At 45.3% G+C, this 24,788-nt stretch carries 22 protein-coding genes and 1 rRNA gene; 13 read left to right on the top strand and 10 right to left on the bottom strand.

Annotated elements, in window-relative coordinates:
* Positions 1-150, bottom strand: a 16S ribosomal RNA gene (locus J7I83_RS15795); the annotation flags it as partial.
* A 290-nt stretch (positions 151-440) separates the two neighbouring features.
* Positions 441-1,343, bottom strand: a complete 903-nt coding sequence (locus tag J7I83_RS15790) for a DMT family transporter (RefSeq protein WP_215102283.1) — start codon at positions 1,341-1,343, stop codon at positions 441-443.
* Positions 1,344-1,446: 103 nt separating this feature from the next.
* Between J7I83_RS15790 and J7I83_RS15785 the strand changes: the two genes are divergently transcribed.
* Together J7I83_RS15785 and J7I83_RS15780 are read left to right on the top strand one after the other, a co-directional pair.
* A complete protein-coding gene (locus J7I83_RS15785; protein ID WP_215102281.1) occupies positions 1,447-2,175 on the top strand; it encodes an MgtC/SapB family protein in 729 nt (242 codons plus the stop codon).
* A 16-nt stretch (positions 2,176-2,191) separates the two neighbouring features.
* On the top strand, positions 2,192-3,178 hold the full coding sequence (locus J7I83_RS15780; RefSeq protein WP_215102279.1) for a cation diffusion facilitator family transporter: 987 nt from the start codon (positions 2,192-2,194) through the stop codon (positions 3,176-3,178).
* Between the two features lie 39 nt (positions 3,179-3,217).
* Here J7I83_RS15780 and J7I83_RS15775 read toward each other — a convergent pair whose 3' ends face one another.
* The 4 genes from J7I83_RS15775 to pruA all read right to left on the bottom strand — a co-directional run bounded on the left by J7I83_RS15775 (position 3,218) and on the right by pruA (position 8,633).
* A complete protein-coding gene (locus tag J7I83_RS15775) occupies positions 3,218-4,381 on the bottom strand; it encodes an iron-containing alcohol dehydrogenase (protein WP_215102278.1) in 1,164 nt (387 codons plus the stop codon).
* 111 nt (positions 4,382-4,492) lie between these two features.
* Entirely contained in the window at positions 4,493-5,737 is a 1,245-nt protein-coding gene (locus J7I83_RS15770; protein ID WP_215102277.1) for a Glu/Leu/Phe/Val family dehydrogenase, read from the bottom strand.
* Positions 5,738-5,819: 82 nt separating this feature from the next.
* Positions 5,820-7,013, bottom strand: a complete 1,194-nt coding sequence (locus tag J7I83_RS15765) for an ornithine--oxo-acid transaminase (protein WP_215102276.1) — start codon at positions 7,011-7,013, stop codon at positions 5,820-5,822.
* Between the two features lie 75 nt (positions 7,014-7,088).
* Positions 7,089-8,633 (bottom strand): L-glutamate gamma-semialdehyde dehydrogenase, encoded by a 1,545-nt coding sequence (gene pruA / locus J7I83_RS15760; RefSeq protein WP_215102275.1) that lies wholly within the window; start codon positions 8,631-8,633, stop codon positions 7,089-7,091.
* 139 nt (positions 8,634-8,772) lie between these two features.
* Here pruA and J7I83_RS15755 point away from each other — a divergent pair, with 139 nt between their 5' ends.
* Positions 8,773-10,086: a sigma 54-interacting transcriptional regulator gene (locus J7I83_RS15755; protein WP_215102274.1), complete on the top strand. Its 1,314-nt coding sequence runs from the start codon at positions 8,773-8,775 to the stop codon at positions 10,084-10,086.
* A gap of 70 nt (positions 10,087-10,156) precedes the next feature.
* Here J7I83_RS15755 and yugI read toward each other — a convergent pair whose 3' ends face one another.
* Together yugI and J7I83_RS15745 are read right to left on the bottom strand one after the other, a co-directional pair.
* A complete protein-coding gene (gene yugI, locus J7I83_RS15750) occupies positions 10,157-10,531 on the bottom strand; it encodes a S1 domain-containing post-transcriptional regulator GSP13 (RefSeq protein WP_215102273.1) in 375 nt (124 codons plus the stop codon).
* A gap of 86 nt (positions 10,532-10,617) precedes the next feature.
* The gene (locus tag J7I83_RS15745) at positions 10,618-13,227 is read right to left on the bottom strand and encodes a hypothetical protein (RefSeq protein ID WP_215102271.1); all 2,610 of its coding nucleotides are present in this window, start codon (positions 13,225-13,227) and stop codon (positions 10,618-10,620) included.
* A gap of 150 nt (positions 13,228-13,377) precedes the next feature.
* Here J7I83_RS15745 and J7I83_RS15740 point away from each other — a divergent pair, with 150 nt between their 5' ends.
* Positions 13,378-14,712, top strand: coding sequence for a sodium-dependent transporter (locus tag J7I83_RS15740; protein ID WP_215102269.1), 1,335 nt, complete (start codon positions 13,378-13,380; stop codon positions 14,710-14,712).
* Positions 14,713-14,808: 96 nt separating this feature from the next.
* Positions 14,809-15,027: a helix-turn-helix domain-containing protein gene (locus J7I83_RS15735; RefSeq protein ID WP_483313463.1), complete on the top strand. Its 219-nt coding sequence runs from the start codon at positions 14,809-14,811 to the stop codon at positions 15,025-15,027.
* Between the two features lie 178 nt (positions 15,028-15,205).
* Here the strand turns inward: J7I83_RS15735 and J7I83_RS15730 are convergent, their stop codons facing one another.
* Positions 15,206-15,898 (bottom strand): peptidylprolyl isomerase, encoded by a 693-nt coding sequence (locus J7I83_RS15730; protein WP_215102265.1) that lies wholly within the window; start codon positions 15,896-15,898, stop codon positions 15,206-15,208.
* A 127-nt stretch (positions 15,899-16,025) separates the two neighbouring features.
* On the opposite strand from J7I83_RS15730, the gene J7I83_RS15725 reads away from it, so the two are divergent.
* The 8 genes from J7I83_RS15725 (at position 16,026) to mnhG (ending at position 23,246) form a co-directional block, all read left to right on the top strand.
* A complete protein-coding gene (locus J7I83_RS15725) occupies positions 16,026-17,258 on the top strand; it encodes an MFS transporter (protein WP_215102263.1) in 1,233 nt (410 codons plus the stop codon).
* Between the two features lie 211 nt (positions 17,259-17,469).
* On the top strand, positions 17,470-19,884 hold the full coding sequence (locus J7I83_RS15720) for a Na+/H+ antiporter subunit A (RefSeq protein WP_215102261.1): 2,415 nt from the start codon (positions 17,470-17,472) through the stop codon (positions 19,882-19,884).
* Complete coding sequence (locus J7I83_RS15715; protein ID WP_215102259.1) at positions 19,871-20,293, top strand: Na(+)/H(+) antiporter subunit B; 423 nt, start codon at positions 19,871-19,873, stop codon at positions 20,291-20,293. Before J7I83_RS15720 ends, J7I83_RS15715 begins: the two co-directional genes overlap by 14 nt.
* Positions 20,293-20,640, top strand: coding sequence for a Na(+)/H(+) antiporter subunit C (locus J7I83_RS15710; RefSeq protein ID WP_215102257.1), 348 nt, complete (start codon positions 20,293-20,295; stop codon positions 20,638-20,640). Before J7I83_RS15715 ends, J7I83_RS15710 begins: the two co-directional genes overlap by 1 nt.
* Positions 20,633-22,114: a Na+/H+ antiporter subunit D gene (locus J7I83_RS15705; RefSeq protein ID WP_215102255.1), complete on the top strand. Its 1,482-nt coding sequence runs from the start codon at positions 20,633-20,635 to the stop codon at positions 22,112-22,114. The genes J7I83_RS15710 and J7I83_RS15705 overlap by 8 nt, the downstream gene beginning before the upstream one ends.
* A gap of 7 nt (positions 22,115-22,121) precedes the next feature.
* The gene (locus tag J7I83_RS15700; protein WP_215102253.1) at positions 22,122-22,601 is read left to right on the top strand and encodes a Na+/H+ antiporter subunit E; all 480 of its coding nucleotides are present in this window, start codon (positions 22,122-22,124) and stop codon (positions 22,599-22,601) included.
* Complete coding sequence (locus J7I83_RS15695; RefSeq protein WP_215102251.1) at positions 22,598-22,879, top strand: Na(+)/H(+) antiporter subunit F1; 282 nt, start codon at positions 22,598-22,600, stop codon at positions 22,877-22,879. The genes J7I83_RS15700 and J7I83_RS15695 overlap by 4 nt, the downstream gene beginning before the upstream one ends.
* Complete coding sequence (mnhG, locus tag J7I83_RS15690; RefSeq protein ID WP_483313462.1) at positions 22,839-23,246, top strand: monovalent cation/H(+) antiporter subunit G; 408 nt, start codon at positions 22,839-22,841, stop codon at positions 23,244-23,246. The genes J7I83_RS15695 and mnhG overlap by 41 nt, the downstream gene beginning before the upstream one ends.
* Positions 23,247-23,290: 44 nt before the next feature.
* On the opposite strand, the gene J7I83_RS15685 is transcribed toward mnhG, so the two are convergent.
* A complete protein-coding gene (locus tag J7I83_RS15685) occupies positions 23,291-24,784 on the bottom strand; it encodes a leucyl aminopeptidase (RefSeq protein ID WP_215102249.1) in 1,494 nt (497 codons plus the stop codon).
* Positions 24,785-24,788 lie beyond the last annotated feature (4 nt).

Here is a 24,788-nt window from a genome sequence, read left to right as displayed (position 1 = left end):
GTTATCCCGCTCTGCAAGGCAGGTTGCCCACGTGTTACTCACCCGTCCGCCGCTAAACCAAAGGAGCAAGCTCCAATGGTTCCGCTCGACTTGCATGTATTAGGCACGCCGCCAGCGTTCGTCCTGAGCCAGGATCAAACTCTCCATTATAGAGAACATTTGACTGCTCTTAACTTGCTGGCGTATCGCCGTCCGAAGACGCGCGATTCGCTTTGATCTGCATAACGCTGATCAGTAAGTTGTGCGCGGGCCGCGTTCAACGGCCGTTGCTGTTTGTTGACGTTTTGCTGTTCAGTTTTCAAGGTTCAGTTTGTTTGCCGCGCTCTTTGGCGACTCCATTAATATATCCTAATTCAATCTCGCTGTCAATACTATTTCAAAATATTTTTTTCGAGTTGTTTTAAGGACATATATAAATATAAACCGCCACGAGCAAAAAATCAAGCCTTTATTTTTAAAAAGCGTATTTTAATTTTTTGGTAGTCTGCAACAAACAACGTAATCCCTGACAGCACTATACTTCCACCTACTATTTGAGAGATGCTCAAATACTCCCCAAGTATAAAATAAGCAAGTATAGCAGCCCCTATCGGCTCAAAAAGTATTGCGATTGATATGACATTGGTACTTACCCACTTCAAAGCCCAGTTGAATAATGTGTGCCCAAGCAAATTCGGAATGAGTGCCAATAATAAAAACCACATCCATTCGGAAGCCGGATAAGGACCGAAAGATTCTTCTTTGAATACAATATAGAAGAATAACGTTACGGTGCTCACCCCATACACTACAAAAGTATAGGTTACCAAAGACAATCTCTTTCTAACATCCTGACCAAATAACAAATAGGCTGTAATCAATGCACAAGCAATTAACGCCAGCAGATCTCCATAAAGAGCACTTCCACTTACTTTAAAATCTCCATAGCCAATCAACACACTGCCCGATATTGCAATAGCTCCAGCAATGAGTGTCTTTTTAGAAAGTTTCTCATTAAAGAAAAAGTACGTACCCGCAAAAGCAAATAAAGGCTGCAGAGTCACAAGCACTGTTGAACTGGCTACCGATGTATAATTCAGCGATTCAAACCACAAGATGAAGTGGAATGCTAAAAATACTCCTGCAATGGTGGTGAAGATCCAGTCCCTTTTGCTTAGCTTCTTGATTTCATGGGTATATTTGAGAAAGAAGACCGGACTCATAATCAGTATGGAGAACAGCATACGGTAAAAAGCAGTAACTCCAGAATCAGCAGATGTCATCTTAACGAAAATAGCTGACAATGCTACAGAGAAAACTCCTATTATAATAGGGATATATGGGTGGACAGCCGGTTTTTCCATTCAAACACCTCTTCTTCTCCAACTTCACCGACGATGCACGTAATAAGTTTGCCACTTTCATCAAGCAGAATCAATACAAGATAAAGAAATGGAGGCTTTCCTTATGGAGTTTTTCAGTGCAATGCAAATTTCTTCATATGAAACTTTCTTTAAACTTGTAATAGCTGCTCTTTTAAGTTTAGCTATTGGATTGGAAAGGGAACTAAAAAGAAAGCCGGTCGGGTTAAAGACAAGCATCGTCATTTCGACTTTCAGTTGCCTATTAACTATCATCTCGATTGAATCCGCCTATATTGCACAAGGCAGCGAGTATGACAATGTTAATATTACAATGGATCCGCTGCGCCTCGCTGCACAGATTGTTTCAGGTATCGGCTTTTTGGGGGCTGGAGTTATTCTAAAACGCGGCAATGATTCTATTTCCGGATTGACGACCGCCGCCATGATCTGGGGCGCCGGCGGAATCGGCATTGCAGTTGCGGCCGGCTTCTATATTGAAGCAATAACCGCAGTTCTATTAGTTTTGATTGGGATAGAAACTCTGCCTCCCCTGCTCTTTAAGTTCGGACCAAAGCGCTTGATGATGGTGGAAGCAAATTTAAAAGTGGTTGTCGGTGATCGAGCGGCGATCCGGGAGGTGTTAGATGAGTTAAAAGCAGGTGGATCGGTTATCGAGAGCATTTCCATAACCCATCCAAATAAGGAGAGTTCCGCTTCGTTCCACATACTATCGATTCGCATGTCCTTTTCCCATGAGAAAGACACAATCGATTTGTACCAAGAAATATCAGACATGGAAGAAGTCGTGCAAGTTGAAATTGAACTGATTTGATTGAGGAGGAATTTTTATGAAGGAATTTTTTGGGTTATTGAAAAATGGCAATAAGCCATCTTTGACGGCAGCAATCATTAATACATTTATCGCGATAATGAAAGGGGTCGCATTCTCCCTTACAGGGAACGTTGCGATGTTTGCAGAAACCATGCACTCGATCGGCGATGCAGCCAACCAATATTTTGTTTTCATCGGTTCAGCACTCTCGAAGAAAGCGCCGACCAAACAATTCCCGAATGGTTTCGGGCGTCTATTGAATATCGTTCTCCTTGGCGCGGTATTGATCGTCGGAATCATGGCTTATGAAACTATCATCGAAGGATGGCATCAAATGACTCAGCCTGTGCAAGCAGAAGGATTCATCATCAGTGTTGTAGTATTGTCTATTGCAATTATCCTTGAATTTTTTGTCCTATATAAAGCTGGCAAGGAAATTTTGCATGAGGCCGGCGTCAAAGGTGGAGCAATGGCTCCGCTGACGACCAGTTTCAAACATTTGGACAGAGCGAAGCCAGCAACGAAATTGGTCTTTCTCGAAGATCTGGTAGCTACTGCCGGTGGTCTATTGGCTTTGACTGCGGTATTGATCGCCCATTATACCGGCTTTCTGCAAATTGAAGGTGCGGCATCCATCGCCATCGGCTTTATGATGCTATACGTCGTCGGGAAAGTCTTTTTGGATAATGCCCGTGGAGCCATTGGCGAAACAGATGAGCAGATGGTAAACCATATCGCACATATATTGAGTAATCACCCTGATGTCCGGGATATTAGAACACTGGAAGTTGTTAAAGAAGGTGAGTTTCTTCATGTCGAAACCAAAATTGAAGTTGATTCACATTTGAATGTGACACAGGCCGATGCATTGCAGGAACGATTAGCGGAAATCATCCTCAGCCAGCCAAGCGTCGATGACGTAATTGTCTCTCTTGATGCAGATGACGGCCAAACTCAATGGAAACATTTGAGCAAACGTCCGGCATCGCTTGATAAAAAATAAACAAAAAAAGGCTCGGCGCTAAGCGCCGAGCCTTTTTTCTTATAGAGACGCCTGTAGAATTTCTTTGACGTCCTCGCCTTTCAATTTCGCAAAGTTGCCGAATTCTCCATAGACCATGGCTTTTTCAACCATCAAGTCGATTTTGGAATCATCGATTTCGTAGTAGTCCAAACGTGTTGGTGCTCCTAAAGAAGTCCAAAACGCGGATAAGCGATCGATACCTTCGTGTGCAATATCAGATTCTGATTTGCCTGTCGGGTCCACATCAAAAACGCGGACTGCCATTTGAGCAAAACGTGCAGGATTCACTTTTACATTGTGGCGCATCCATTGTGGGAAGAGAATCGCCAATCCACCTGCATGGGGAATATCATAGACAGCAGAAACGGCGTGTTCGATATTGTGTGAACCCCAGTCGCCTCTATAGCCCATTTCAAGGAATTTGTTCAAACCCATTGTTCCGGCAAACAGGATCGTTTCACGGTGTTCGTAGCTTTGAAGATCTTCCATCAATTTTGGTGCAGTTTCGATGACTGCTTTCAAAACACCTTCACACATCCGGTCCTGGACAGGCGTATTGCTGGCGTCATTGAAGTATTGTTCAAAAATATGGGACATCATGTCCACAATTCCGTAGACCGTTTGGTTTTCAGGTACCGATAATGTATAAGTCGGATCCAGAATTGAAAATTGCGGGAATGATAACGGGCTTCCCCATCCATATTTTTCCTGTGTTTCTTCGTTAGTGATAACCGAACCTGCATTCATTTCAGAACCGGTTGCAGCGATTGTTAAGACTGTTCCAAAAGGCAAAGCTTCTTTTGGCTGTGCTTTACGGGAAACGAAATCCCATGCGTCCCCGTCGTACTTAGCACCACAAGCAATGAGTTTAGTGCAGTCGATGACTGAGCCACCGCCTACTGCCAAAATCATCTCAATGCCTTCTTTTTTGCAGATGTCGATTCCTTTTCTGGCAGTAGAAATCCGTGGGTTCGGTTCTACTCCTGACAATTCGAAAACTTCTAAGTCAGCTTCTGACAACATTTGAATGACGTCATCATAAAGGCCATTCTTCTTGATGCTGCCACCACCGTATACAAGCAATACTTTTTTACCGAATTTCGGCAATTCTTTCTTGGCCGCCTGAAGCTGGCCTTCACCGAAAATCAATTTTACCGGGTTATAAAATGAAAATGCATTCATCCAATCATCCTCCTCTATTCAGATTATATTATGAAGTTTCTCAAATCAAAAAGCAAAAGATTGAGACAGAAAAACCGCCTGGATCCCAGATCCAGGCGGTTTTCTTGAGTCTTATACCCATCCACGGAAGCGTGAAGCTTCTGCAGTTCTGCGGGCGCCGACCATATAAGCTGCCAGACGCATGTCGATATTGCGTGTAGTGGCAACGTTGTAGACATTATCAAATGCATCAACCAGTTTTTTGTTGAGTTTCTCGTCCACTTCTTCCTGTGTCCAATAATAACCCTGGTTATTTTGCACCCATTCAAAGTAAGAAACCGTTACTCCACCAGAGCTTGCCAAAACGTCAGGAACCAAAAGGATTCCACGGTCTGTCAGCATCTTAGTCGCTTCAGCAGTCGTTGGTCCATTTGCTGCCTCGACAACAATAGAAGCTTTGATATCGTTGGCATTTTCTTCTGTAATCTGATTCGCGATAGCTGCTGGTACTAGGATATCGCAATCCAATTCAAACAACTCTTTGTTTGTAATGGTGTTATCAAACAAGGTCGTAACCGTTCCAAAACTGTCGCGGCGGTCCAATAAATAATCGATATCCAAGCCATCCGGATCGTGAAGAGCACCGTAGGCATCCGAAATTCCGACCACTTTTGCTCCAGCATCATGCAGGAACTTCGCCAGGAAGCTTCCGGCATTACCAAAACCTTGAATGACAACGCGTGCTCCCTGCATATCCAAGCCGCGCTTTTTGGCAGCTTCATTAATACAGATGGTTACGCCTTGAGCCGTCGCTTTGTCACGGCCTTGGGAGCCCCCGAGTACAATCGGCTTGCCAGTGATAAAACCAGGAGAGTTGAATTCATCAAGTTTGCTGTATTCATCGTACATCCACGCCATGATCTGTGAGTTTGTGAACACATCCGGTGCTGGAATGTCTTTGTTCGGTCCGACAATCTGACTGATTGCACGCACATACCCACGGCTCAATTTCTCGATTTCGTGCATGGACATCTCACGCGGGTCACAGATGATGCCGCCTTTTGCTCCGCCATAAGGCAGTTCCACAATTCCGCATTTTAACGTCATCCACATTGATAAAGCAATAACTTCATCACGATTTACATCCGGATGAAAACGGACTCCACCTTTTGTCGGTCCGACCGCATCACTGTGTTGAGCGCGGTAACCCGTAAAGACTTTTGTTTTGCCATCATCCATCCGTACCGGAATGCGCACTTCCAAGATCCGCATCGGTTCTTTTAGAAGTTCGTACATTGCATCTTCGTATCCAAGCTTATCCAATGCAATTTTAATAACATTCTGCGTAGACGTCAACAAGTTCAAGTTTTCAGCCATTGTATTATTTCGCCTCTTTATATTTTAGTAATTACTCAACATCTAGTGTAACACATGTCAATATTTATGTGCCACGTGAATGCTATTTAGAGAATACTTTTTGAATGCGTTCGATTGCCCAATCAAGCTCTTCTTTTGAAATGACTAATGGCGGAGCAAAACGAATAACCGTATCGTGTGTTTCCTTGCACAATAGGCCCAATTCTTTTAATTGTTCGCAGTACGGTCTTGCTGCTTCAGTCAATTCCATACCGATGAATAAACCACGGCCTCTGACTTCTTTAACAGACGGGTGATCGATTTCACGCAATTTCTCCATGAAGTATTCACCAAGTTCCTGAGAGCGCTCTGAAAGCTTTTCATCAACCAAGACTTCCATAGAAGCAACTGATACTGCACAGGCCAGCGGGTTTCCACCGAACGTAGAACCATGTGAGCCTGGATTGAATACACCCAATATGGATTTGTCGGCTACTACGCATGAAATCGGGAACACCCCGCCGCCAAGTGCTTTGCCCAGGATGTACATATCTGGAGTAACGTCTTCCCATTCGCAGGCAAACATTTTTCCAGTACGCGCCAGGCCACATTGGATTTCATCAGCAATAAAAAGAACATTGTTTTCGCGGCAAAGTTCTCTTGCGGCTTTAAGGAATCCTTGTGGAGGCATGATGATACCAGCTTCCCCCTGGATCGGCTCGATCAGGAAGGCAGCTGTATTCGGAGTAATGGCATTTCTCAATGCTTCCAAATCACCGAAAGGAACCAATTTGATACCTGGAAGCATCGGTCCGAACCCTCTGCGGTATTCAGGATCTGATGATAATGATACAGCTGTCATCGTACGGCCGTGGAAGTTGCCTTCGCAAGCAATGATTTCTGCCTGGTTTTCAGCAACGCCTTTAACGTCATAAGCCCAACGGCGTGCAGCTTTGACAGCCGTCTCTACAGCTTCAGCGCCTGTGTTCATCGGCAACGCCATTTCCTTACCGGAAATATCGCAGATCATTTGGTACCAAGGAGCCAATTTATCATTATGAAACGCACGTGAAGTCAAAGTAACGCGATCTGCCTGATCTTTCAACGCCTGGATGATCTTCGGATGGCGATGTCCCTGATTGACAGCTGAATAAGCTGATAGCATATCCATGAACTTATTACCTTCTGGATCTTTTACCCAAACGCCTTCTGCTTCCGTAATAACGATCGGTAGTGGGTGATAGTTGTTCGCCCCGTATTTTTCTGTTTGTTTGATAATAGTTTGTGTTTGTGTCATGCAATTTCCTCCTTTTTTAAAAAAGGCAGACCTACGTCTGCCTTTTGGTGAATTATTATACCATTTTACGATTGATTAATACATTTCAGAAGTAGTTTGTGCTTGCATATGAAGAACAAGATAATCTGGGCCGCCTGCTTTTGAATCAGTTCCCGACATGTTGAATCCGCCAAATGACTGATATCCAACAATGGCTCCTGTGCAGCCGCGGTTGAAGTAAAGGTTTCCTACGTGGAAATCTTCGCGGGCTTTTTCAAGGTTTGCGCGATTGTTTGTGATTACTCCGCCAGTCAAACCATATTCCGTATTGTTGGCAATTTCGATTGCATGGTCAAAGTCTTTCGCTTTCATCAGACCAACGACTGGACCGAAGATTTCTTCCTGCATGATTCGTGCCTGCGGATCAAGATCAGCAAAAACGGTCGGGTTTACGAAATAACCTTTGGAATCGTCTCCATCTCCACCTGCAACTAGACGGCCTTCTTCTTTACCGATTTCAATATAGTTCATAATTTTTTTGTATGAGTTTCCGTCGATAACCGGTCCCATGTAGTTGGACTGATCTACCGGGTCACCGATCGTCAATTCTTTTGTCAATTCAATAACACGTTCCAGTACTGTATCGTAAACATCTTCAACGATGACCGCACGTGATCCAGCTGAACATTTCTGTCCACTGAAACCAAAAGCAGATTTAACAATCGCTTGTGCAGCAAGCTCAAGATCCGCTTCCTTATCCACCACCATTGTATTTTTCCCGCCCATTTCAGCGATCAGGCGTTTCATCCAAAGCTGTCCTTTGTTCACTTTTGAAGAACGTTCCGCGATGCGAAGGCCAACTTCTTTTGAACCGGTAAATGAGATGAAGCGCGTGTTCGCGTGATCCACCAAGTAATCTCCAACTTCTGAGCCCGGTCCAGGAATGTAGTTGACCACGCCTGGTGGCATTCCCGCTTCTTCAAGAACTTCTATGAATTTGTAAGCCACAATCGGTGTTGTTGAAGCCGGCTTCAATAGAACCGTATTTCCTGCAACCATCGCTGCAGCAGTTGTTCCAGCCATAATTGCGAACGCGAAGTTCCAAGGTGAGATGACAACGCCTACTCCCAAAGGAATATAATCATAGCGGTTGTCTTCGCCTGGACGGCTTTCTACTGGCATACCATCTTTCAGACGCAGCATTTGGCGGCCGTAGTATTCAAGGAAATCAATTGCTTCTGCCGTATCTGCATCTGCTTCGTTCCAAGGCTTGCCTGCTTCTTTCGTCAAAAGAGCTGAGAATTCGTGCTTGCGGCGGCGAATGATTGCTGCAGCTCTAAACAATACGTCTGCACGAATTTCAGGTTTCACTTTTTTCCATGTTTTGAAAGCTTCATCAGCTGACTGCATGGCTTGTTCAGCCAATTCTTTTGTTGATTTTGACACGCGGCCAATTAGCTCTTCTTTATTTGCTGGGTTGAATGAAATGATTTTATCTTCAGTAGTGATGCGTTCTCCACCAATAATCAACGGATAGTCCTGACCTAGGTATGCTTTAACTGTCTTCATGCCTTCCAGGTAGTCTGTGCGGTTTTTGTCAATTGAGAAATCTGTGAATGGTTCGTGTTTGTAGGGAATCATGTTATTCCTCCTTGAGTTTTAAGTAAGCGCAAAAAAAATTTGCACTTTCAAACTGTTTCCACTTATAATAATGCAAAAGATTGTTGCATAATTCAAGTGTTTTTATTTAAAAAGTCAAAATAATTTTGGAGTGAACGTTTTGAAACCCGAAAATACTGATTTATCGCCGTTCTATAAATTTGCTGGAGAACAAGTGGCCGTTGGGATCCATGCTATCGATCTAAAAGGAAAAACGATTTTATACAATAAAAAAATGCGGGAAATTGAAGGCTTTGATTTTGATGAGCTGGCGGATCGTTCGCTGCTCGAGATGTTTCGTTTCGACCAACACGAAAGTACCCTGCTGCAGGTTCTGCAAAGCGGGACGCCTGTTTTTAACGTCAAACAGACCTATTGGAACCGCAAAGGACAGGAAATCACCACCATCAATGATACGTATCCTGTTCTTGATGAAGAAACTCTTATTGGCGCCATCGAATTATCACGTGACGTCACCACCCTTGAAAAAGTAATTTATCAGCCGCTGAGAAAATATGACGAGCCCATCACCTTTTCGACCATTACCGCTTTATCCAAAAGCATGAAAAAAGTGATTGCTACAGCCGAAAAAGCGGCAACGGCTAAATTGCCGGTGCTGCTGGTCGGGGAATCAGGAACCGGCAAGGAATTGATTGCGGAAGCGATCCATTCGGCACATTCCTCTAATCGGCAGATGTACACACTCTACTGCCACGGGACGGACGGCACCATCATCGATCAATTAGGGGAAGACATCAAGAAGATAGGCGAGGGCACGATTTACTGTGAACGAATCGACCTGCTGCCGCTGTCTTTGCAGGAGCAACTATTGGAGATGGCTGAAGAAAGTTCTCGTGGCAACACATATTTTATTGCCAGTGTCGGCGATGATCCAGTTGAGTTGATTGCTTCGCATAAATTATTGAAGGATCTATACTATTTCTTTTCATCGATGACCATCAAAGTGGAACCGCTGCGCTCTCGGAAAGAAGACATTCTGCCGTTTGTTGACGATTACTTTTCCCGCCACCGGATGAAGGTCGGTTCGGTTGTCCGCGGATTGGATCCAGAAGTTACGGATTTACTGCATGCCTATGACTGGCCAGGCAATTTAAAAGAGCTTGAATTGCTGCTCGATGAGACCACTTCCATGCTGACAACGCAGGAAATAGTTACTGTAGACATGCTACCTTACCATTTTAAGCTTAAAACCGATTTGAAGGGAGAGCATAAGCCCGAGGATTTTATCGTCCAATCGAATACGGATTTACTGCCATTGGAGGAATATCTGTTCGAGGCTGAAATGTATTACTTGCAGAAGGCGATGGATCTGCATGGTGGAAATGTTACGAAAGCTGCTGCTGCCCTTGGCATGAGCCGCCAAAACCTGCAGTACCGGTTGCGGAAAATCAAAAAAAACGAAGCGCAGACATAATGTCCGCGCTTCGTTTTTTTCTTATAGTCTAGCTTTAGCGCCTGAATCTACATAGGCACTTACTCATTTCTTACTGTCCAGAGCGTTTGATCCACTCTTGCATTTTGTCTTTCAATGAGTTGAATCCTTCAGAATCACTTTCGTTAACGTGGGTTTGAAGAGATTGTTTTGGTTTTTCAGTTTTCTGAGCTGCTGGTGGCTGCTCTTGAAGTGCGCGGATTGACAAGCTGATTTTTTTAGATTTCTCATCAACTTCCAATACTTTCACGTCAACTTCTTGCCCTACTGCCAAATACTCACTTACTTCTTTAACGTAACCGTGAGTGATTTCTGAAATGTGGACCAAGCCTTGTGTTTGGTCATCTAAAGCTACGAATGCACCGTATGGCTGGATTCCAGTTACTTTACCTGAAACCGTATCGCCTGTTTGGTATGTTTTTGTCATGTTTACCCGCTCCTAGTCATATCTAATTGTCCTGTACACCTATTGGCATCTGTATATTATAGCACAGGTATATGCTGAGAGCAAAATCAGAAATTTTTTAAGTCTGTCATCCGCCAGCCATCCTCGGTTTTCTTCATGAAAAACATTTCCTGAACCAGGCTATTCTGAGATCTCGAGGCGTATTTTATTTCAATACCGCCTCTCAGACTCGCAGCCGGATCCAGGCCGAAATGGGTCCTGAATGTTATTTGCTCCAAATCAGAAAATGGCCGAAAGCTGTGAAGGTCCAAAAAAGATGTCAACTCATCATTTGTCCAGTCAGTATCTGCCATCAGTGTTCTCATGGTGGCTATATCTTCGTTTTCGACGGCCTTGAAAAATACACCAGCCACTTCGCCAGCTTTTGTTTCAGTTGGTAGTTGGTTCTGAGATCCATTGGAAATTGACGCATACAGTTTTTCGACCCTTTGCTTAAGCTGTTGATCTTCCCCCATTAAATCATAACTATCGTATTGCTGGTAGTCGATTTGCCAAATCTGGTCTTTCTCCGTGACCAGCAGTACATCTAATCGTTCAATAAATTCATCCGAATCGATTTGTGGATAAATATAGACCTTGTCTTTCACCCGCTGTTTATAAAATCCCTCAGAGAGTTCGATCCAATTTGCATTTTCCGTCAATTCGGGGATCGGCTGCCACTCTTCTTGAAACACTTGGAGCGCCGGTTTTAACGGACTGTCTGCCAGCAAATGCCACAGGGTTTCCGTATCATTGAGTTTGTTGGCGTAATGGTACATGAACAGTACATCCAGAGGCGGTACACCCGCCAATAGCTCCAAATCATAAGAAGCTTTGAATGATTTGTACAAAGGCTGTATGCGGCTCCAGTCAAAATCCTCCATATCCACAAATTCGTCCTCAATCACCAAATTGCCATTTGGCAGCTTATCCGCGAGCTTACCTGATTTTTCCATTTCTAAAGCATCCAATAAATCGGAAAACTGCAATTCATCGTAATTCGCCGAAACTGTCCAGCCACTGGCTTCCATTTCTTCCAGAATCGGCAACATCAAAAATGCCATCGGATTAGAAGAAGCTACACCATTCCAGGCATTACGGTAATTCGGTTTAACTTTTCCTTCATCATCAAAAACTGGAGAATTGCCGCTTCCCTTTATCAATTGCCAAAAGACTTGCTGATAGGCCACTTCTATTCCATCAAACAAGGCTGTTTCCCCTCCTTCTTCCAATAGTGCCAGTTCCATGGAAAGCAAGTATTGCGGAATCGTTTCGATTGGCATCAAAAATCCGCTGCTATCAAAATAAGGTTCACTACTTAATAAATTTAAGTAGTGCCATGCATAGGGATCATTCATAATCGGCTGTTGCTGATTGAGTATATGAACGTCTCGTATGGTTCTGAACCGATTATCGTTTGGATGTACGACTGCGAACAGGTTGTATTCAGGCAAAGCCTCCACGACCATACGCAGTTCTTCGGGATAGCTGTCAGATTGTGCCAGCAGTTTTTCCGGAGACAACTGACCCATCACAATCGTCGATTCCAATTCCTGCCGGTACTTCACCAGCACACCATCCGCAAATATGCGCAGCTCATCAGTCTTAGCTGCGTAATTCCGGAGAAAATTCTCCGTTTCAGCAGCCAGCATCGGACTGGTGCCAGATAAGGAATCAACCATGCCGCGTGGCGTTTCGACCTGCCGGAAAAGGCGATCGGCTTCAAGCTGCATTTTAATAGGATCCGCTCTTAATGATTCGAGCGTATCAGCGCTGAAAACCCGTTCCATCTCGGCGTCGGCCAGTTTGATATACTCCAACTGCTCATACTGCTCTTTAGTCATTCCCAAACGTTCTGGTGAAGTTTTTTTAATCTCTTCGTATTGGCTGCGCCAGTCTGCCACCATTTCATCTGTTACGCTATCCGCCTCCTGCCACTCTGTAATGCCTGCCGTTCCCGCCTGCTGATCGTCTGCAGAAAAGCTGATGCTGATGACCGCTGCTAAAAAGAGGCTGGCAGCTCCCAGTATGATTGTTGTTTTTTTCTTTTTACGTTGTGGAGATGCACTTACTATAGCGGATTCGGCAACAGGGAATTTTTCTTCTTTGTTCGGAATTGCTTGTTCAAATGGTGGAGGCGGCAGAAAACGCCGATAGGATTTATGCAGCATCGCCAGCCGCTGCAGAAGCTGCCTCTCATCCAATTGCAGATGTTTCTGCAATGCCTGCAGGCCTATGTCCTTTGACTCTAACGCCTGGTGCTCCAACATCTCTGTAATCGCCAAGATGTCTTTTAAAGGAATTTCATGAAAATAAAATAAAGCCAGTGGAATACGCTGATCCATCTCCAGTTTTTGCAGTTCAGCATGCAGTTCCTGGTCTTCCTGAAATCCAAAAACTGCTTGGTCTCCCAGGTTTTCAAGCGGTGGGTTGTTAGCCTCTGCCTGCTGAATCATCAGCTTGTAAAGTTGGCACTTTGCTTCCTCAGGTGCAAAGTGTTCTAGTTGTTTATGCAGTCGCCGGAGACTGAGTTGTTGGAAATATGGCAGTTTTTCAATAGAGACGCCCAATTGATAGGCAAAGCGACCTGTATCCGGCTGAATCTCTTCGGCCCATTTATAAAAAGCGGATTTGTCCCCTTTTTGTGCCTGTCCATATAGATCAGTTGCAAAAGTCATTGCCTCACTCCCTGATTCGTCGGAATAATCATTTTATTATGTTTAATGGTACCTATACGGACCAAACGGCGCAGCGTTTCAAAAACTGCTATTTTTTTTAGTGTTGCTCGTGTAAAATGAGGAAATCTATATGAAATAGGAGTGATGAACTTGAAAAAACGTGAACAATGGAGTTCCAAGCTGGGCTTTATTCTTGCAGCAGCAGGAAGTGCCATCGGCTTGGGGGCCATTTGGAAGTTCCCATATGAAACCGGTGCAAATGGCGGCAGTGTCTTTATCCTGCTATTTATTATCAGTACAGTGGCAATCGGATTGCCGGTCCTTTTAGCTGAATTTGTCATTGGTCGCAGAGGACAGGCGGATGCCGTCAGCGGTTTAAGGAAACAAGCTCCTGGAAAACCGTGGTATTTGATCGGTTGGTCCGGATTTATCTTTTCGTTTCTGATTTTGTCTTTTTACAGTGTTGTTGGCGGCTGGGTCTTATCTTATTTGGGCCGCTCTATTCTGTTCCAGTTATCCGATTTAGGAGATGCTGAGTTTGCTGAACTGTTCACCGGCATTATTACAAATCCATGGGAAGTTCTACTTGCACAGGCCGCTTTCATGGGATTGACGATTTGGATCGTACAAGGTGGCATCAAGGGTGGCATTGAACGAGCCAGCAAAATCATGATGCCTGCTTTATTGATTTTCTTCGTGGTGCTGATGATCCGTTCATTAACACTTGATGGCGCCATGGAAGGCGTACGCTTCATGTTTGTTCCGGACTGGTCTTTCTTTAATTTCGAGACAGCATTGATTGCACTTGGACAAGCCTTCTTCTCGTTGAGTGTTGGTGTCGCCGGGATGATCACTTATTCATCCTATCTGCCTAAATCTGAAAACCTGACACGCTCATCCGTCAGCGTTGTGTCACTGAATATTGTAATCTCAATCATGGCAGGATTAATCATTTTCCCGGCAGTCTTCTCTCTAGGCTATACTCCTGATCAGGGACCAGGACTGGTATTCATCATTTTGCCAGCCATATTCGATCAATTGTTCATGGGTGAATTCCTGATGATCATCTTCTTTGTTCTGTTGCTTTTCGCAACTTTGACTTCATCCATTTCCATGCTGGAGATCACGGTTTCCATAGGCGTCAAAAACAAATACGATCGCCGCCGTCGTGTCGCATTTATTTTCGGCTTGATGATTTTCATCGTCGGCATTCCAAGCGCTTTGTCTTTCGGTGTCATGCCACAGGAAATTTTCTTTGGCTTGACCTTCTTCGACTTCGTCGATACCTTGACCAGCCGAATTGGATTGCCTCTTGGGGCATTATTTACTGCGCTATTTGCAGGTTATGTCCTGACGAAGGAAGAAGCGCACAATGAGCTTTCACAGCAGAAGGTATGGGTTGACGTCTGGCGTGTACTTGTTCGCTATGTTGCGCCGATCGCTATTGTCGTCGTCTTTATCCGTGGAATCATCGCCATTTTCTAATACAGTTTTTCGAAAAATTCCATAACTTATCCTATCGAAAAATATCTGTGCGTGATAGTATATAAATAGAAGAAAGTTCCATATAAGAAGGAGTGCATGAATTTGAAAAAAGATTTACACGCCCAATTAAAAGCGCTTCGCGAAGAGCGTAACTTATCATTAGATGAATTGGCCCTGAAAACGAGAATTGGTGTTGCCAAGCTTCAAGCCTATGAAAGTGGGGAAGAAGTCCCATCAAATCAAACCATCCTTATTCTTTCAAATGCATTGGAAGTACCTGCTTCCAACTTAGTGGACGGTTTAGGATCAAAATAAGATCATGACAAAAAAGAGCTTTCGGCGATTTCTGCCGAAAGCTCTTTTTTCATTTCAGGTGATGCAATTCGCTTCGTATTTGAGCGCAAGCCATTTGTAAGAAACATCTACTGTTAAAAGCTATGAAAGCACATAAATAAAAGCAGAAAACCTGTTATAACAGGTTTTCTGCCTCCGTTTATTGCTCCAGAATTTCGATGGACTCGATAGTCACGTCTTCGACTGGCTTGGAATCTGCCACTTCAACTGCCGCGATGGCATCGACTACATCCATGCCTTCGATCACTTGGCCAAATACGGTGTGTTTGCCGTCAAGCCAAGGTGTGCCCCCTTCTTCCAGGTAGACCGCCCGGATTTCTTCCGGATGGTCGCTGGTCAACATATCTTCGTCCACTGTTGGTGCCTGGACGATGAAGAACTGGCTGCCATTTGTGCCAGGTCCAGCGTTTGCCATCGACAAGGCACCACGAATGTTGAAAAGATGGTCATTGAATTCATCTTCAAATGGAGTCCCGTAGATGCTTTCGCCACCACCACCCGTTCCGGTCGGATCTCCCGTTTGGAGCATAAAGTCCTGAATGACGCGATGGAAAGTCAGCCCATCATAATAGCCTTCCTCTGCATGCGTCAAAAAGTTTTCCACCGTTTTTGGCGCAATATCAGGAAACAATTTGACCTGCATGGTTCCCATGGATGTATTGAGCTCTACAAGCGCTTCGTTGTCGGCAACTTCTGCCGACAGTTGCGGGTAGCCGTCCACTTCTATCACTTCGCTTTGGTTTGGTTCTTCAGTTTCCGTTTCCGCTTCCTGCCCTGAGCATGCGCCCAGGAATAATGCCAATAAAATCGGCGTCATCATTATTTTTTTCATCTTTTTCACCCCGCCTTATTTTAGCATAGAAGTTTTTTGAATTCATTGGTAATTTTTAGCGCTTTTTTCGTGTGACGAAGTATTATATAATAAGAACAGTTGCTTCTCTCAGAAAGAAGGGTTCCTTATGGATACTCAAAAAAAGAATTTCTTTATTATCATGTTCACCAATTTCCTGGTCGCCGGAAGCACTACCATGATTATGCCCTTTTTATCTCTTTATATTGAATCGCTCGGCAATTTCACAGACGAATATGTACAGCGCTGGTCCGGCCTAGTTTTCGGTGTGACTTTTGTTGCCGCTTTGATCATGTCTCCGATTTGGGGACGCATTGCCGACAAATATGGCTTCAAGCCCATTTTGATCATCAACGGATTCGGCATCGCCATCAGCATCTTCCTGATGGGAACAGCCGATTCTGTCTCGGAACTGTTCATGATCCGTTTGTTCATGGGCGTGGTGACGGGGTTCATTCCGACATCTCTGGCTTTTGTCAGCTCCCAGACCTCTAAGGAAACAGCAGGAAAAACGCTGGGAACGCTGCAGATGGGCAGTGTCTCAGGTACGCTGTTTGGACCTGTTCTCGGCGGGTTGATGGCAGACGCTTTCGGTTTCGAATATACCTTCCTGATTACAGCCAGTGTGATTGCCATTGCGGCATTGTTTGTGGTCTTTGGCCTGCATGAAATCAAGCGTGTCAAATTGAAAGATGCCCATGTCTATGCCCCGAAAACGATCATTAGCGGAATATTAAGCCACCGTTTGATGCTTAATGTCATGATTATCACCGCATTGATCCAAATTGGCACCTTCAGCATTCAGCCCCTGTTATCCTTGTATGTGGCAGAATTAACGGAAGGCAGCGCCCAGGTTGCATTTCTTGCTGGAATCACCTTCAGCGCCACCGGTGTCGGCAACCTGCTGTTCGCCCGCCGCTGGGGAAGACTCGGTGACTCAATCGGCTATGAAAAAGTTCTTGGCATGCTGCTGTTACTGGCATTCGTCTTTATCATTCCTCAGGCCTTCGTCACTGAACTTTGGCAATTGATCGTTTTGCGCTTATTGTTCGGCATCGCAGTCGGCGGAATGATTCCGACGACAACCGCCTTGATGCGCCGGGAAGCGCCAATCGAAATTCAAGGGGAAATCATGGGCTACAATACCAGCTTCCGGTTTCTTGGAAACATCATCGGCCCGATGTTTGGCGGGATTGTCAGCGGCTTTATCGGCATCTCCTCCGTCTTTATCGTTACGGGTGTGCTGTTTGTCATCGCTTTTTCCTTCCTGCGGTTCACGCTGGCCAAACCTCAGCAGGATTTTGAAGATGTATTGCTTGAACAGGAACTGAAGAATACGTAAAAAAAGCCGTTTTTCAACTGAAAAACGGCTTTTTTATTGCTTTGGTCCAAATTCACAAAATTAATTTAATCGGCTTTCTTCCTATCTTAAAAGCTTATCGAAAATAGATTCGATTCAGTTCCGTTGGTGGATGAACGGTGCAAATCCACCCGATTTGCGTTATAATTTCTAATTAGAAACTCATCACGTATATGCTGGAAGGAGGATTCATTTGTCATTTGTATTTTTAATCTTTTTACCTTTGCTTGCAGCTCTGTTTATTCCGCTGCTATTTAAGAAAGTCGGAAAGATCCATACAGGCTGGTTTGTGTTGACCGTGCCCGTCATTTTATTCATTTACTACGCTTCATTGCTCCCTACCACCATCGATGGCGGCAACCTGGTTTCTGAATTCCAATGGATTCCTTCACTTGATATCGCATTTGTCGCGTATATCGATGGATTGAGTCTGCTGTTCACCTTGCTGATTACTGGCATCGGAGCTTTAGTGGTGCTGTACTCCATTTTCTATTTGGACAAACACCGTGAACAATTACATAATTTCTATGTCTATCTCTTGATGTTCATGACGGCGATGCTCGGCATTGTCCAAAGTGATCACCTGATCACGCTTTACCTGTTCTGGGAATTGACATCGATATCATCTTTCCTGTTGATCGGTTATTGGTATACCCGCGACCGTTCAAGGTTTGGTGCATTAAAATCCATGATGATCACCGTTTTCGGGGGATTGATGATGCTCGGGGGCTTTGTGCTGCTAAGTATTATGGGCAATACATACTCGATACGTGAATTAATTACGTTGGCGCCGGAAATGGCGACACATGATTTCTTCATCTGGGCTCTTGTGCTGGTGTTGCTTGGCGCATTCACCAAATCAGCCCAATTCCCTTTCTATATCTGGCTTCCCGATGCAATGGAAGCCCCGACTCCAGTCAGCGCTTACCTGCACTCCGCGACCATGGTAAAAGCAGGCTTGTATTTGGTTGCTCGCTTGACCCCTGTTTTCGCCATATCCGGTACGTGGATGTGGCTGGTTGCCGGAGTCGGATTGTTCACCATGTTCTGGGGTTCGTTTTTTGCCTTAAAACAAAAAGACCTGAAAGGCATTTTGGCATTCTCTACGGTTTCCCAGCTTGGCTTGATCATGTCGTTGCTTGGGGCTTCGGCCGCTGGCTACCACGTTGACAATATTGCGGAAACCACTTTCAAGTATGCCGGATTCGCCGCGATTTTCCATCTGATCAACCACGCTGTCTTTAAAGGCAGCCTGTTCATGATTGCAGGCATTATCGACCACGAAACTGGTACACGGGACATCCGCAAACTGGGCGGGTTGATGAGCTTGATGCCGGTTAGTTTCACCGTTGCCATGATCGGAGCTTTCTCGATGGCAGGCTTGCCCCCATTCGGTGGCTTCCTAAGCAAGGAAATGTTCCTGACTGCCATGCTGTCATTGACGGAATTCGACTTGTTCTCCATGGACGTCTGGGGTGTCCTATTCCCTGTTGTCGCTTGGCTCGGATCGGTTTTCACATTTATCTACAGCTTCTATTTTGTGTTTCATACCTTTGCCGGCAAGCACAAGCCGGAGCAATTGCCGAAGCCGGCCCATGAAGCTCCAATCGGGATGCTCATTTCTCCGGTGTTCCTTGCCATACTTGTGATCGTGATTTTCTTCATCCCGAATCTTGTCGGAGACTGGCTCGTGAAGCCGGCCGTCATGGCTATCCAACCCTTCCTGTACAGTTCACCGGCAGAAGTTGATATCCATGTATCCGCCTGGCACGGTTTTAACACTGAACTCTTTATGACCCTCGGCATCTTTGCCGTTGGTGGACTGATGTTCTGGACCTTGCACAGGTGGCAGAAGAGCTACGACCGTTTCCCGGATGCTATCTCGTTGAACGCTTTATACGATAACTTGATGTTCCTGAGCGATGGTGGTGCAAACCGTTTCTCGATGCTTTATATGACAGGCTTTATCCGTTCCTACTTGGTGTATATGTTCAGTTTCATGATTTTCATCCTTCTTGGGACTATGTATCTGACCGAGGCTTTTGCTCTAGATCTAACTAACCTGGCACCAGTCGGATTTTATGAAATTGTCATTTTGGTTGCCTTAGTTGGTTCAACGATGACCATTCTCGTTTCAAAATCGAGGCTTACGGCAATTATCGCCTTGGGGGCTGTCGGCTATTCAGTCGCCTTGTTCTTTGTCATTTTCCGCGCGCCGGATTTGGCATTGACCCAACTGGTAATCGAGACCATTTCGGTTGCACTGTTCTTGCTGGCATTTTATCACTTGCCTCAAATGAGCCGAAAAGAAGAGCGCATGGGCTTCCGGCTAGGAAATGCCCTCGTTGCAGTGGGCGTTGGCGTTACTATGACTTTAATTGCCTTATCGTCCCATTCACAGAAGGCTTTGCCTTCCATTTCTGAGTTCTACAAAGAAACTGTCTACTCGGAAGCGGGCGGAGGAAATATTGTCAATGTTATCTTGGTTGATTACCGTGGATTTGATACATTGTTTGAAATTGCTGTACTGGGCATTACCGCCATCGGCATCATCACCATGATCAAACTGCGGTTGTCCAAAAAGGAGGATCAGCATGAGAACAAATGATGTCATGCTTCAAACGGCCACAAAAGTAGTGACCTTCATCATTTTGATGTTCGCTGTCCATATTTTCTTTGCAGGGCATTACACACCGGGCGGCGGATTTGTCGGCGGGTTATTGACTACTAGCGCGATTGTCCTGCTGATGCTTGCTTTTGATCTTGAAACGGTCAAAAAAATACTGCCGATAAATTACGTGTCAATGACTGCAGTTGGCTTATTGCTGGCGCTTGCCACAGCCGCTGCGTCCATCATCTTTGATGTCCCTTTCTTCACCCATGCTTATGATTACTATGATTTACCGCTTTTCGGTAACACTTCCCTGCATTCGGCCTTGCTGTTCGATGTTGGTGTTTACCTGGTTGTTGTCGGTGTAACGATGACCATTATTCAAACGATTGGAGAGGATGGATAATGGAAATAATCATGTCGGTTGCCATCGGATTTCTCTTTATGGCAGCTGTTTACTTAATGCTTTCGAAAAGCCTGATACGCATTATTATCGGGAGCGGGCTGCTGAGCCATGGCGCCCATCTATTACTACTGACAATGGGGGGCCTTGGGGGCAACTCACCACCTGTTGTCGCAGAAGGGGTTAGTGTCAGCGATTATGCAGATCCCCTGCCCCAGGCTTTGATTTTGACTGCCATTGTCATTTCATTTGCCGTTACATCATTTTTCCTTGTGCTCGCGTACCGATCTTATCAGGAACTTGGTACCGACAATATGGATTTGCTGAGAGGAACTGAAGATTATGAGTAATTTGCTTCTATTTCCAATCATCATCCCGTTCTTTTTTGCTATTATCCTGATGATTTTTCCAAAACGCCTGAAGCTTCAGCGAATTCTCGCTGCTGCTGCTGCAGGAGTAACTGTGGTCTCCGCATTATTCCTGTTGGCAAAAGTCGACGCTGATGGTGTCCAAGCTGTGACGCTCGGCAGCTGGCCGGCACCTTTCGGCATTTCGATGGTATCGGATCCGCTGTCGGCACTGCTGGTTGTTACGTCTTCACTTATCACGTTGTTCGTCATATTCTATAGCTTTCCGACCATTGGCGTGAAACGTGAACAATCTTATTATTATCCGGCCGTATTATTTTTAATGGTCGGTGTCAACGGCGCTTTCACGACTGGTGATATTTTCAACTTATTCGTATTCGTCGAAGTGTTGCTCATGGCATCTTATACATTGATTGTGCATGGCGGAGAAAAGCCTCAACTGCGTGAATCCATCAAATACCTGCTGGTGAACATCATTTCATCCGCTTTGTTTGTGGCAGCTGTAGCTTTCCTCTACTCAGTCACTGGAACTTTGAACATGGCCGATCTGGCTGTGAAGATTCCACAAATTGAAGAAACTGGAATTTTGACCGTCATAGCCGTCATGTTCCTGGTTGTCTTTGGCTTTAAAGCAGCCATCTTCCCGTTGTATTTCTGGCTGCCCGGCTCCTATTATTCACCGCCAATTCCAATATTGGCGCTGTTCGGGGCGTTGCTGACGAAAGTCGGCGTCTATGCAATCATGCGTACATATACATTGTTCTTTACGATGAATATCAGCTTTACCCATGAATTGCTCGGAATTATTGCCATCCTAACTATTCTTGCCGGTTGCGTCGGCGCACTTGCCTATTTTGATGTTAAGAAAATCATCATTTATAACATCATCATCGCTGTTGGTGTGATTCTTTTCGGAATCGCACAGCTAAACCAGCCTGGAGTTGATGGCTCTATCTATTATCTGCTCCATGACATGCTGATCAAGGCTGCTCTGTTCTTCCTGGTTGGAATTGTCGCCGTATTGTTCGGCACAACAGATCTCCGGAAAATGGGTGGATTGATCAAAACCTACCCGGTTCTTGGCTGGACTTACCTTGTTGCAGCATTTGGACTGGCGGGAATTCCCCCCCTCAGCGGATTTCCAGGTAAGCTGCTCATTGTCCAGGGTGGATTTGAAGGCCCGCAATTCTGGGGCAGCATTGTCATTCTTGCAACCAGCTTGATCGTGTTGTTGAGTGCTGTGCGCATTTTCATCTATGCTTTCTGGGGAGAACCGGTTGAAACCGTCCCATTGAAAAAATCAGTGTTTAATCAAATGTTCATTCCGACAGTAATCCTTGTTGCCATTACAGTGGTATTCGGGGTCGGCGCGGAACTCTTCATGCCGTTCATTTCAGGCGCGGGTGAAGTGCTGCTGAATCCATCCATCTATATCGATGCGGTCTTAAAGGAGTAGATGATATATGGCTTTACAAATCTTATTGAATTTCTTCCTGGCCTTTGTCTGGATGTTTATGACCGTTTCTTTCAGCCCCGCCGGATTCGCAATCGGCTTTATCGTCGGCCTTGGCATCATCACCCTGATGCGCCGGTTCTTTTCATACCGGCTTTATACCTCACGGGCTTGGGCTGTCGTCAAGCTGTTCCTACTGTTCCTAAAGGAGCTCTCCATGTCGAGCATCCAGGTTTTGCGGATTGTCATCAAGCCGAATATGAACTTGAAACCAGCTATATTCGAGTTGGAAACCGAATTACAAGAGGATTGGGAAATCACCTTGCTGTCCGCTCTGATTACTTTGACACCTGGAACGCTGGTTATCGGTATTTCAAACGATCAGAAAAAACTTTATATCCATGCACTTGACTTTGAAGACATTGATGATGCTGTCAGTTCAATCAAAGAAACATTCGAACGAGCCATTCTGGAGGTGAGCCGCCCATGATGATGTTTTACTGGATCTCACTTATCATTGTCAGCATAGGATTTACAGGGCTGTTGTTCCGGCTTGTTAAAGGACCATCGATCGCCGACCGCGTAGTGGCGCTGGATGCCATCGGAATTTCGTTGGTGTCAATTGTCGCTCTGCTGTCATTGATTATCGAGACAGAGTTCTTTCTCGAAATCATCTTATTGTTGAGTATCTTGTCCTTTATCGGGACCATTGCTTTTGCGAAATTCCTTGAGAGAGGAGAGATTTTCGATCGAAACAATAATCGTTAATATCCTCATCATCCTATTAATGAGCACAGGGGTCATTTTCAGCCTCGTCACAGCTTTGGGGCTTATCCGCCTGCCTGATGTCTATACACGTACTCACGCGGCCTCTAAGAGCTCGACACTTGGTGTTCTCTGTGTATTGACTGCAACCTTCATCCACTTTTGGCTGATTGAGGGCATTTTCAATACACAGATGGTCATCGCCATTGCATTCCTGTTTATCACAGCACCGGTAGGCGGACATTTGATTGGACGTGCAGCTTATATGTCCGGCATCAAAGTGGCCGACGAAACAGTGCGTGACGACATGGCAGATGCACTAAAGGAACATAAGAAAAAACTTATGGACAAAAAAACTACCGAACAATAAAAATAGCCTGCAGGCAATGTGCCTGCAGGCTATTTTTCATTTTTTTATTGTTCGTCTGCCATCTTTTCGACCAGCATCGCCAGTGTTCTGACCATAGCGCCAGTCCCACCTTTTGGTCCGAGATCATGTGGACCGTCCGCGTCGGAAGTGCCGGCAATGTCCAAATGAATCCAAGGGGTGCCTCCCGCAAATTCTCCGACAAACCCACCGCCAAAAATCATATGGCCATCGCGCCCCGGTGAATTATTCAAGTCTGCGACTTCGCTTTTTCGGATGCGCTTTTTATCGCTCTCCGTCAATGGCAGCCGCCAGACAAATTCGCCGCTTTCCAGGGACGCTTCCAGGAAGGTCTCGAAAAATGCCTCATCGTTTGTCAGTGCACCAGTTTTGTCTTTTCCTAAAGCCACAATGACTCCACCTGTCAAAGTCGCCACATCCACAATATGGGTTGCACCCAATTGCTTCGCGTAGCTGACGGAATCAGCCAATACGAGGCGTCCTTCAGCATCCGTGTTGAGGATTTCGATGGTCTTCCCGCTCATGGACGTGATGACATCGTCCGGCTTAAAGGCATTTCCGGAAATCATATTATCCGTTGCTGCAATAACTGCCAGCACGTTTTTCTCCGGCTGCAGTTCACCAATGATCCTCATTGCACCCAGCACCGCAGCGGCACCGCCCATATCGCCTTTCATTCCCACAATGCCGTCCTTCGGCTTGATCGAGTATCCGCCGGTGTCAAAGGTTACTCCTTTGCCGACAAGCGCCAAGGGGTCTTCAAAGCCTTCTGTCGCTTTGTATTTCAAGACAATCAAACGCGGCTCTTCAACAGATCCTTGATTGACAGCCAGAATTGCACCCATCCCCAGTTCTTCAATTTCAGCTTTGCCTAAAATGTCCGTTTCAAAGCCGTAAGTTTCCCCAAGTTCCTGTGCATATTCACCCATTGCTGTGGCAGTTAGGATGTTCGCTGGCATATTGACAAGAGTCCGTGCTTCGTTGACCGACTGTCCAAAAGCAGAACCGATGATCGCTGCCGATTCAAGATCTTCTGTAGACTCTTCCACCAAGAAAGTCAACGACTCCAAATCGACCTGGGTTTCATTGGATGTGGTCTTGTAATCATCGAAGCTGTAGCCACCCATCGTGATGCTTTCAGCAGCCAAGAAAGCGACGTCTTCCGCTGTAATCCTATCGTTCTCGAACGATTCCATATAGACAGCTGCGTGTTTAATTTTTTTCTTCGCCAATTCCTTTCCAGCTAGTCCGAAGCAGGAGCGAAGATCTTCTTCGGTTAATTTTTTGCGGTCATTCAACCCAACGAACAAAACGCGCGGAATATCTCCTGACAGCGTTGGATAGGTAATCAGAGATTTTAGATCGAATGATAAATCATGCTTGATCCACCCTTCCAATTTGCCTTCAAAGCGCTGCGCGAATCCGCTCCAGCCTTTACTGTTTTCTGGATGCCGGCTAAGGCCGACAATAAGGATTTCGGCTCCACTGTCCTGTGAATGCTGCTGTAGTTTGATTTGCATAAAA

The organism is Planococcus sp. ISL-110 (genome assembly GCF_018613575.1).
Classification (GTDB): domain Bacteria; phylum Bacillota; class Bacilli; order Bacillales_A; family Planococcaceae; genus Planococcus.
This window is presented reverse-complemented; position numbering and strand designations above follow the sequence as displayed.

Excerpts from the sequence above, each read along its gene's own strand:
- J7I83_RS15780 (WP_215102279.1), top strand. The coding sequence starts at position 2,192 with ATGAAGGAATTTTTTGGGTTATTGAAAAATGGCAATAAGCCATCTTTG.
- J7I83_RS15710 (WP_215102257.1), top strand. The coding sequence starts at position 20,293 with ATGGAAATAATCATGTCGGTTGCCATCGGATTTCTCTTTATGGCAGCT.
- J7I83_RS15770 (WP_215102277.1), bottom strand. The coding sequence starts at position 5,737 with ATGGCTGAAAACTTGAACTTGTTGACGTCTACGCAGAATGTTATTAAA.
- J7I83_RS15715 (WP_215102259.1), top strand. The coding sequence starts at position 19,871 with ATGAGAACAAATGATGTCATGCTTCAAACGGCCACAAAAGTAGTGACC.
- pruA (WP_215102275.1), bottom strand. The coding sequence starts at position 8,633 with ATGATTCCCTACAAACACGAACCATTCACAGATTTCTCAATTGACAAA.
- J7I83_RS15775 (WP_215102278.1), bottom strand. The coding sequence starts at position 4,381 with ATGAATGCATTTTCATTTTATAACCCGGTAAAATTGATTTTCGGTGAA.
- J7I83_RS15705 (WP_215102255.1), top strand. The coding sequence starts at position 20,633 with ATGAGTAATTTGCTTCTATTTCCAATCATCATCCCGTTCTTTTTTGCT.
- J7I83_RS15765 (WP_215102276.1), bottom strand. The coding sequence starts at position 7,013 with ATGACACAAACACAAACTATTATCAAACAAACAGAAAAATACGGGGCG.
- J7I83_RS15730 (WP_215102265.1), bottom strand. The coding sequence starts at position 15,898 with ATGAAAAAAATAATGATGACGCCGATTTTATTGGCATTATTCCTGGGC.
- J7I83_RS15745 (WP_215102271.1), bottom strand. The coding sequence starts at position 13,227 with ATGACTTTTGCAACTGATCTATATGGACAGGCACAAAAAGGGGACAAA.
- J7I83_RS15685 (WP_215102249.1), bottom strand. The coding sequence starts at position 24,784 with ATGCAAATCAAACTACAGCAGCATTCACAGGACAGTGGAGCCGAAATC.
- J7I83_RS15785 (WP_215102281.1), top strand. The coding sequence starts at position 1,447 with ATGGAGTTTTTCAGTGCAATGCAAATTTCTTCATATGAAACTTTCTTT.
- J7I83_RS15725 (WP_215102263.1), top strand. The coding sequence starts at position 16,026 with ATGGATACTCAAAAAAAGAATTTCTTTATTATCATGTTCACCAATTTC.
- J7I83_RS15700 (WP_215102253.1), top strand. The coding sequence starts at position 22,122 with ATGGCTTTACAAATCTTATTGAATTTCTTCCTGGCCTTTGTCTGGATG.
- J7I83_RS15695 (WP_215102251.1), top strand. The coding sequence starts at position 22,598 with ATGATGATGTTTTACTGGATCTCACTTATCATTGTCAGCATAGGATTT.
- J7I83_RS15790 (WP_215102283.1), bottom strand. The coding sequence starts at position 1,343 with ATGGAAAAACCGGCTGTCCACCCATATATCCCTATTATAATAGGAGTT.
- J7I83_RS15735 (WP_483313463.1), top strand. The coding sequence starts at position 14,809 with ATGAATTTGAAAAAAGATTTACACGCCCAATTAAAAGCGCTTCGCGAA.
- yugI (WP_215102273.1), bottom strand. The coding sequence starts at position 10,531 with ATGACAAAAACATACCAAACAGGCGATACGGTTTCAGGTAAAGTAACT.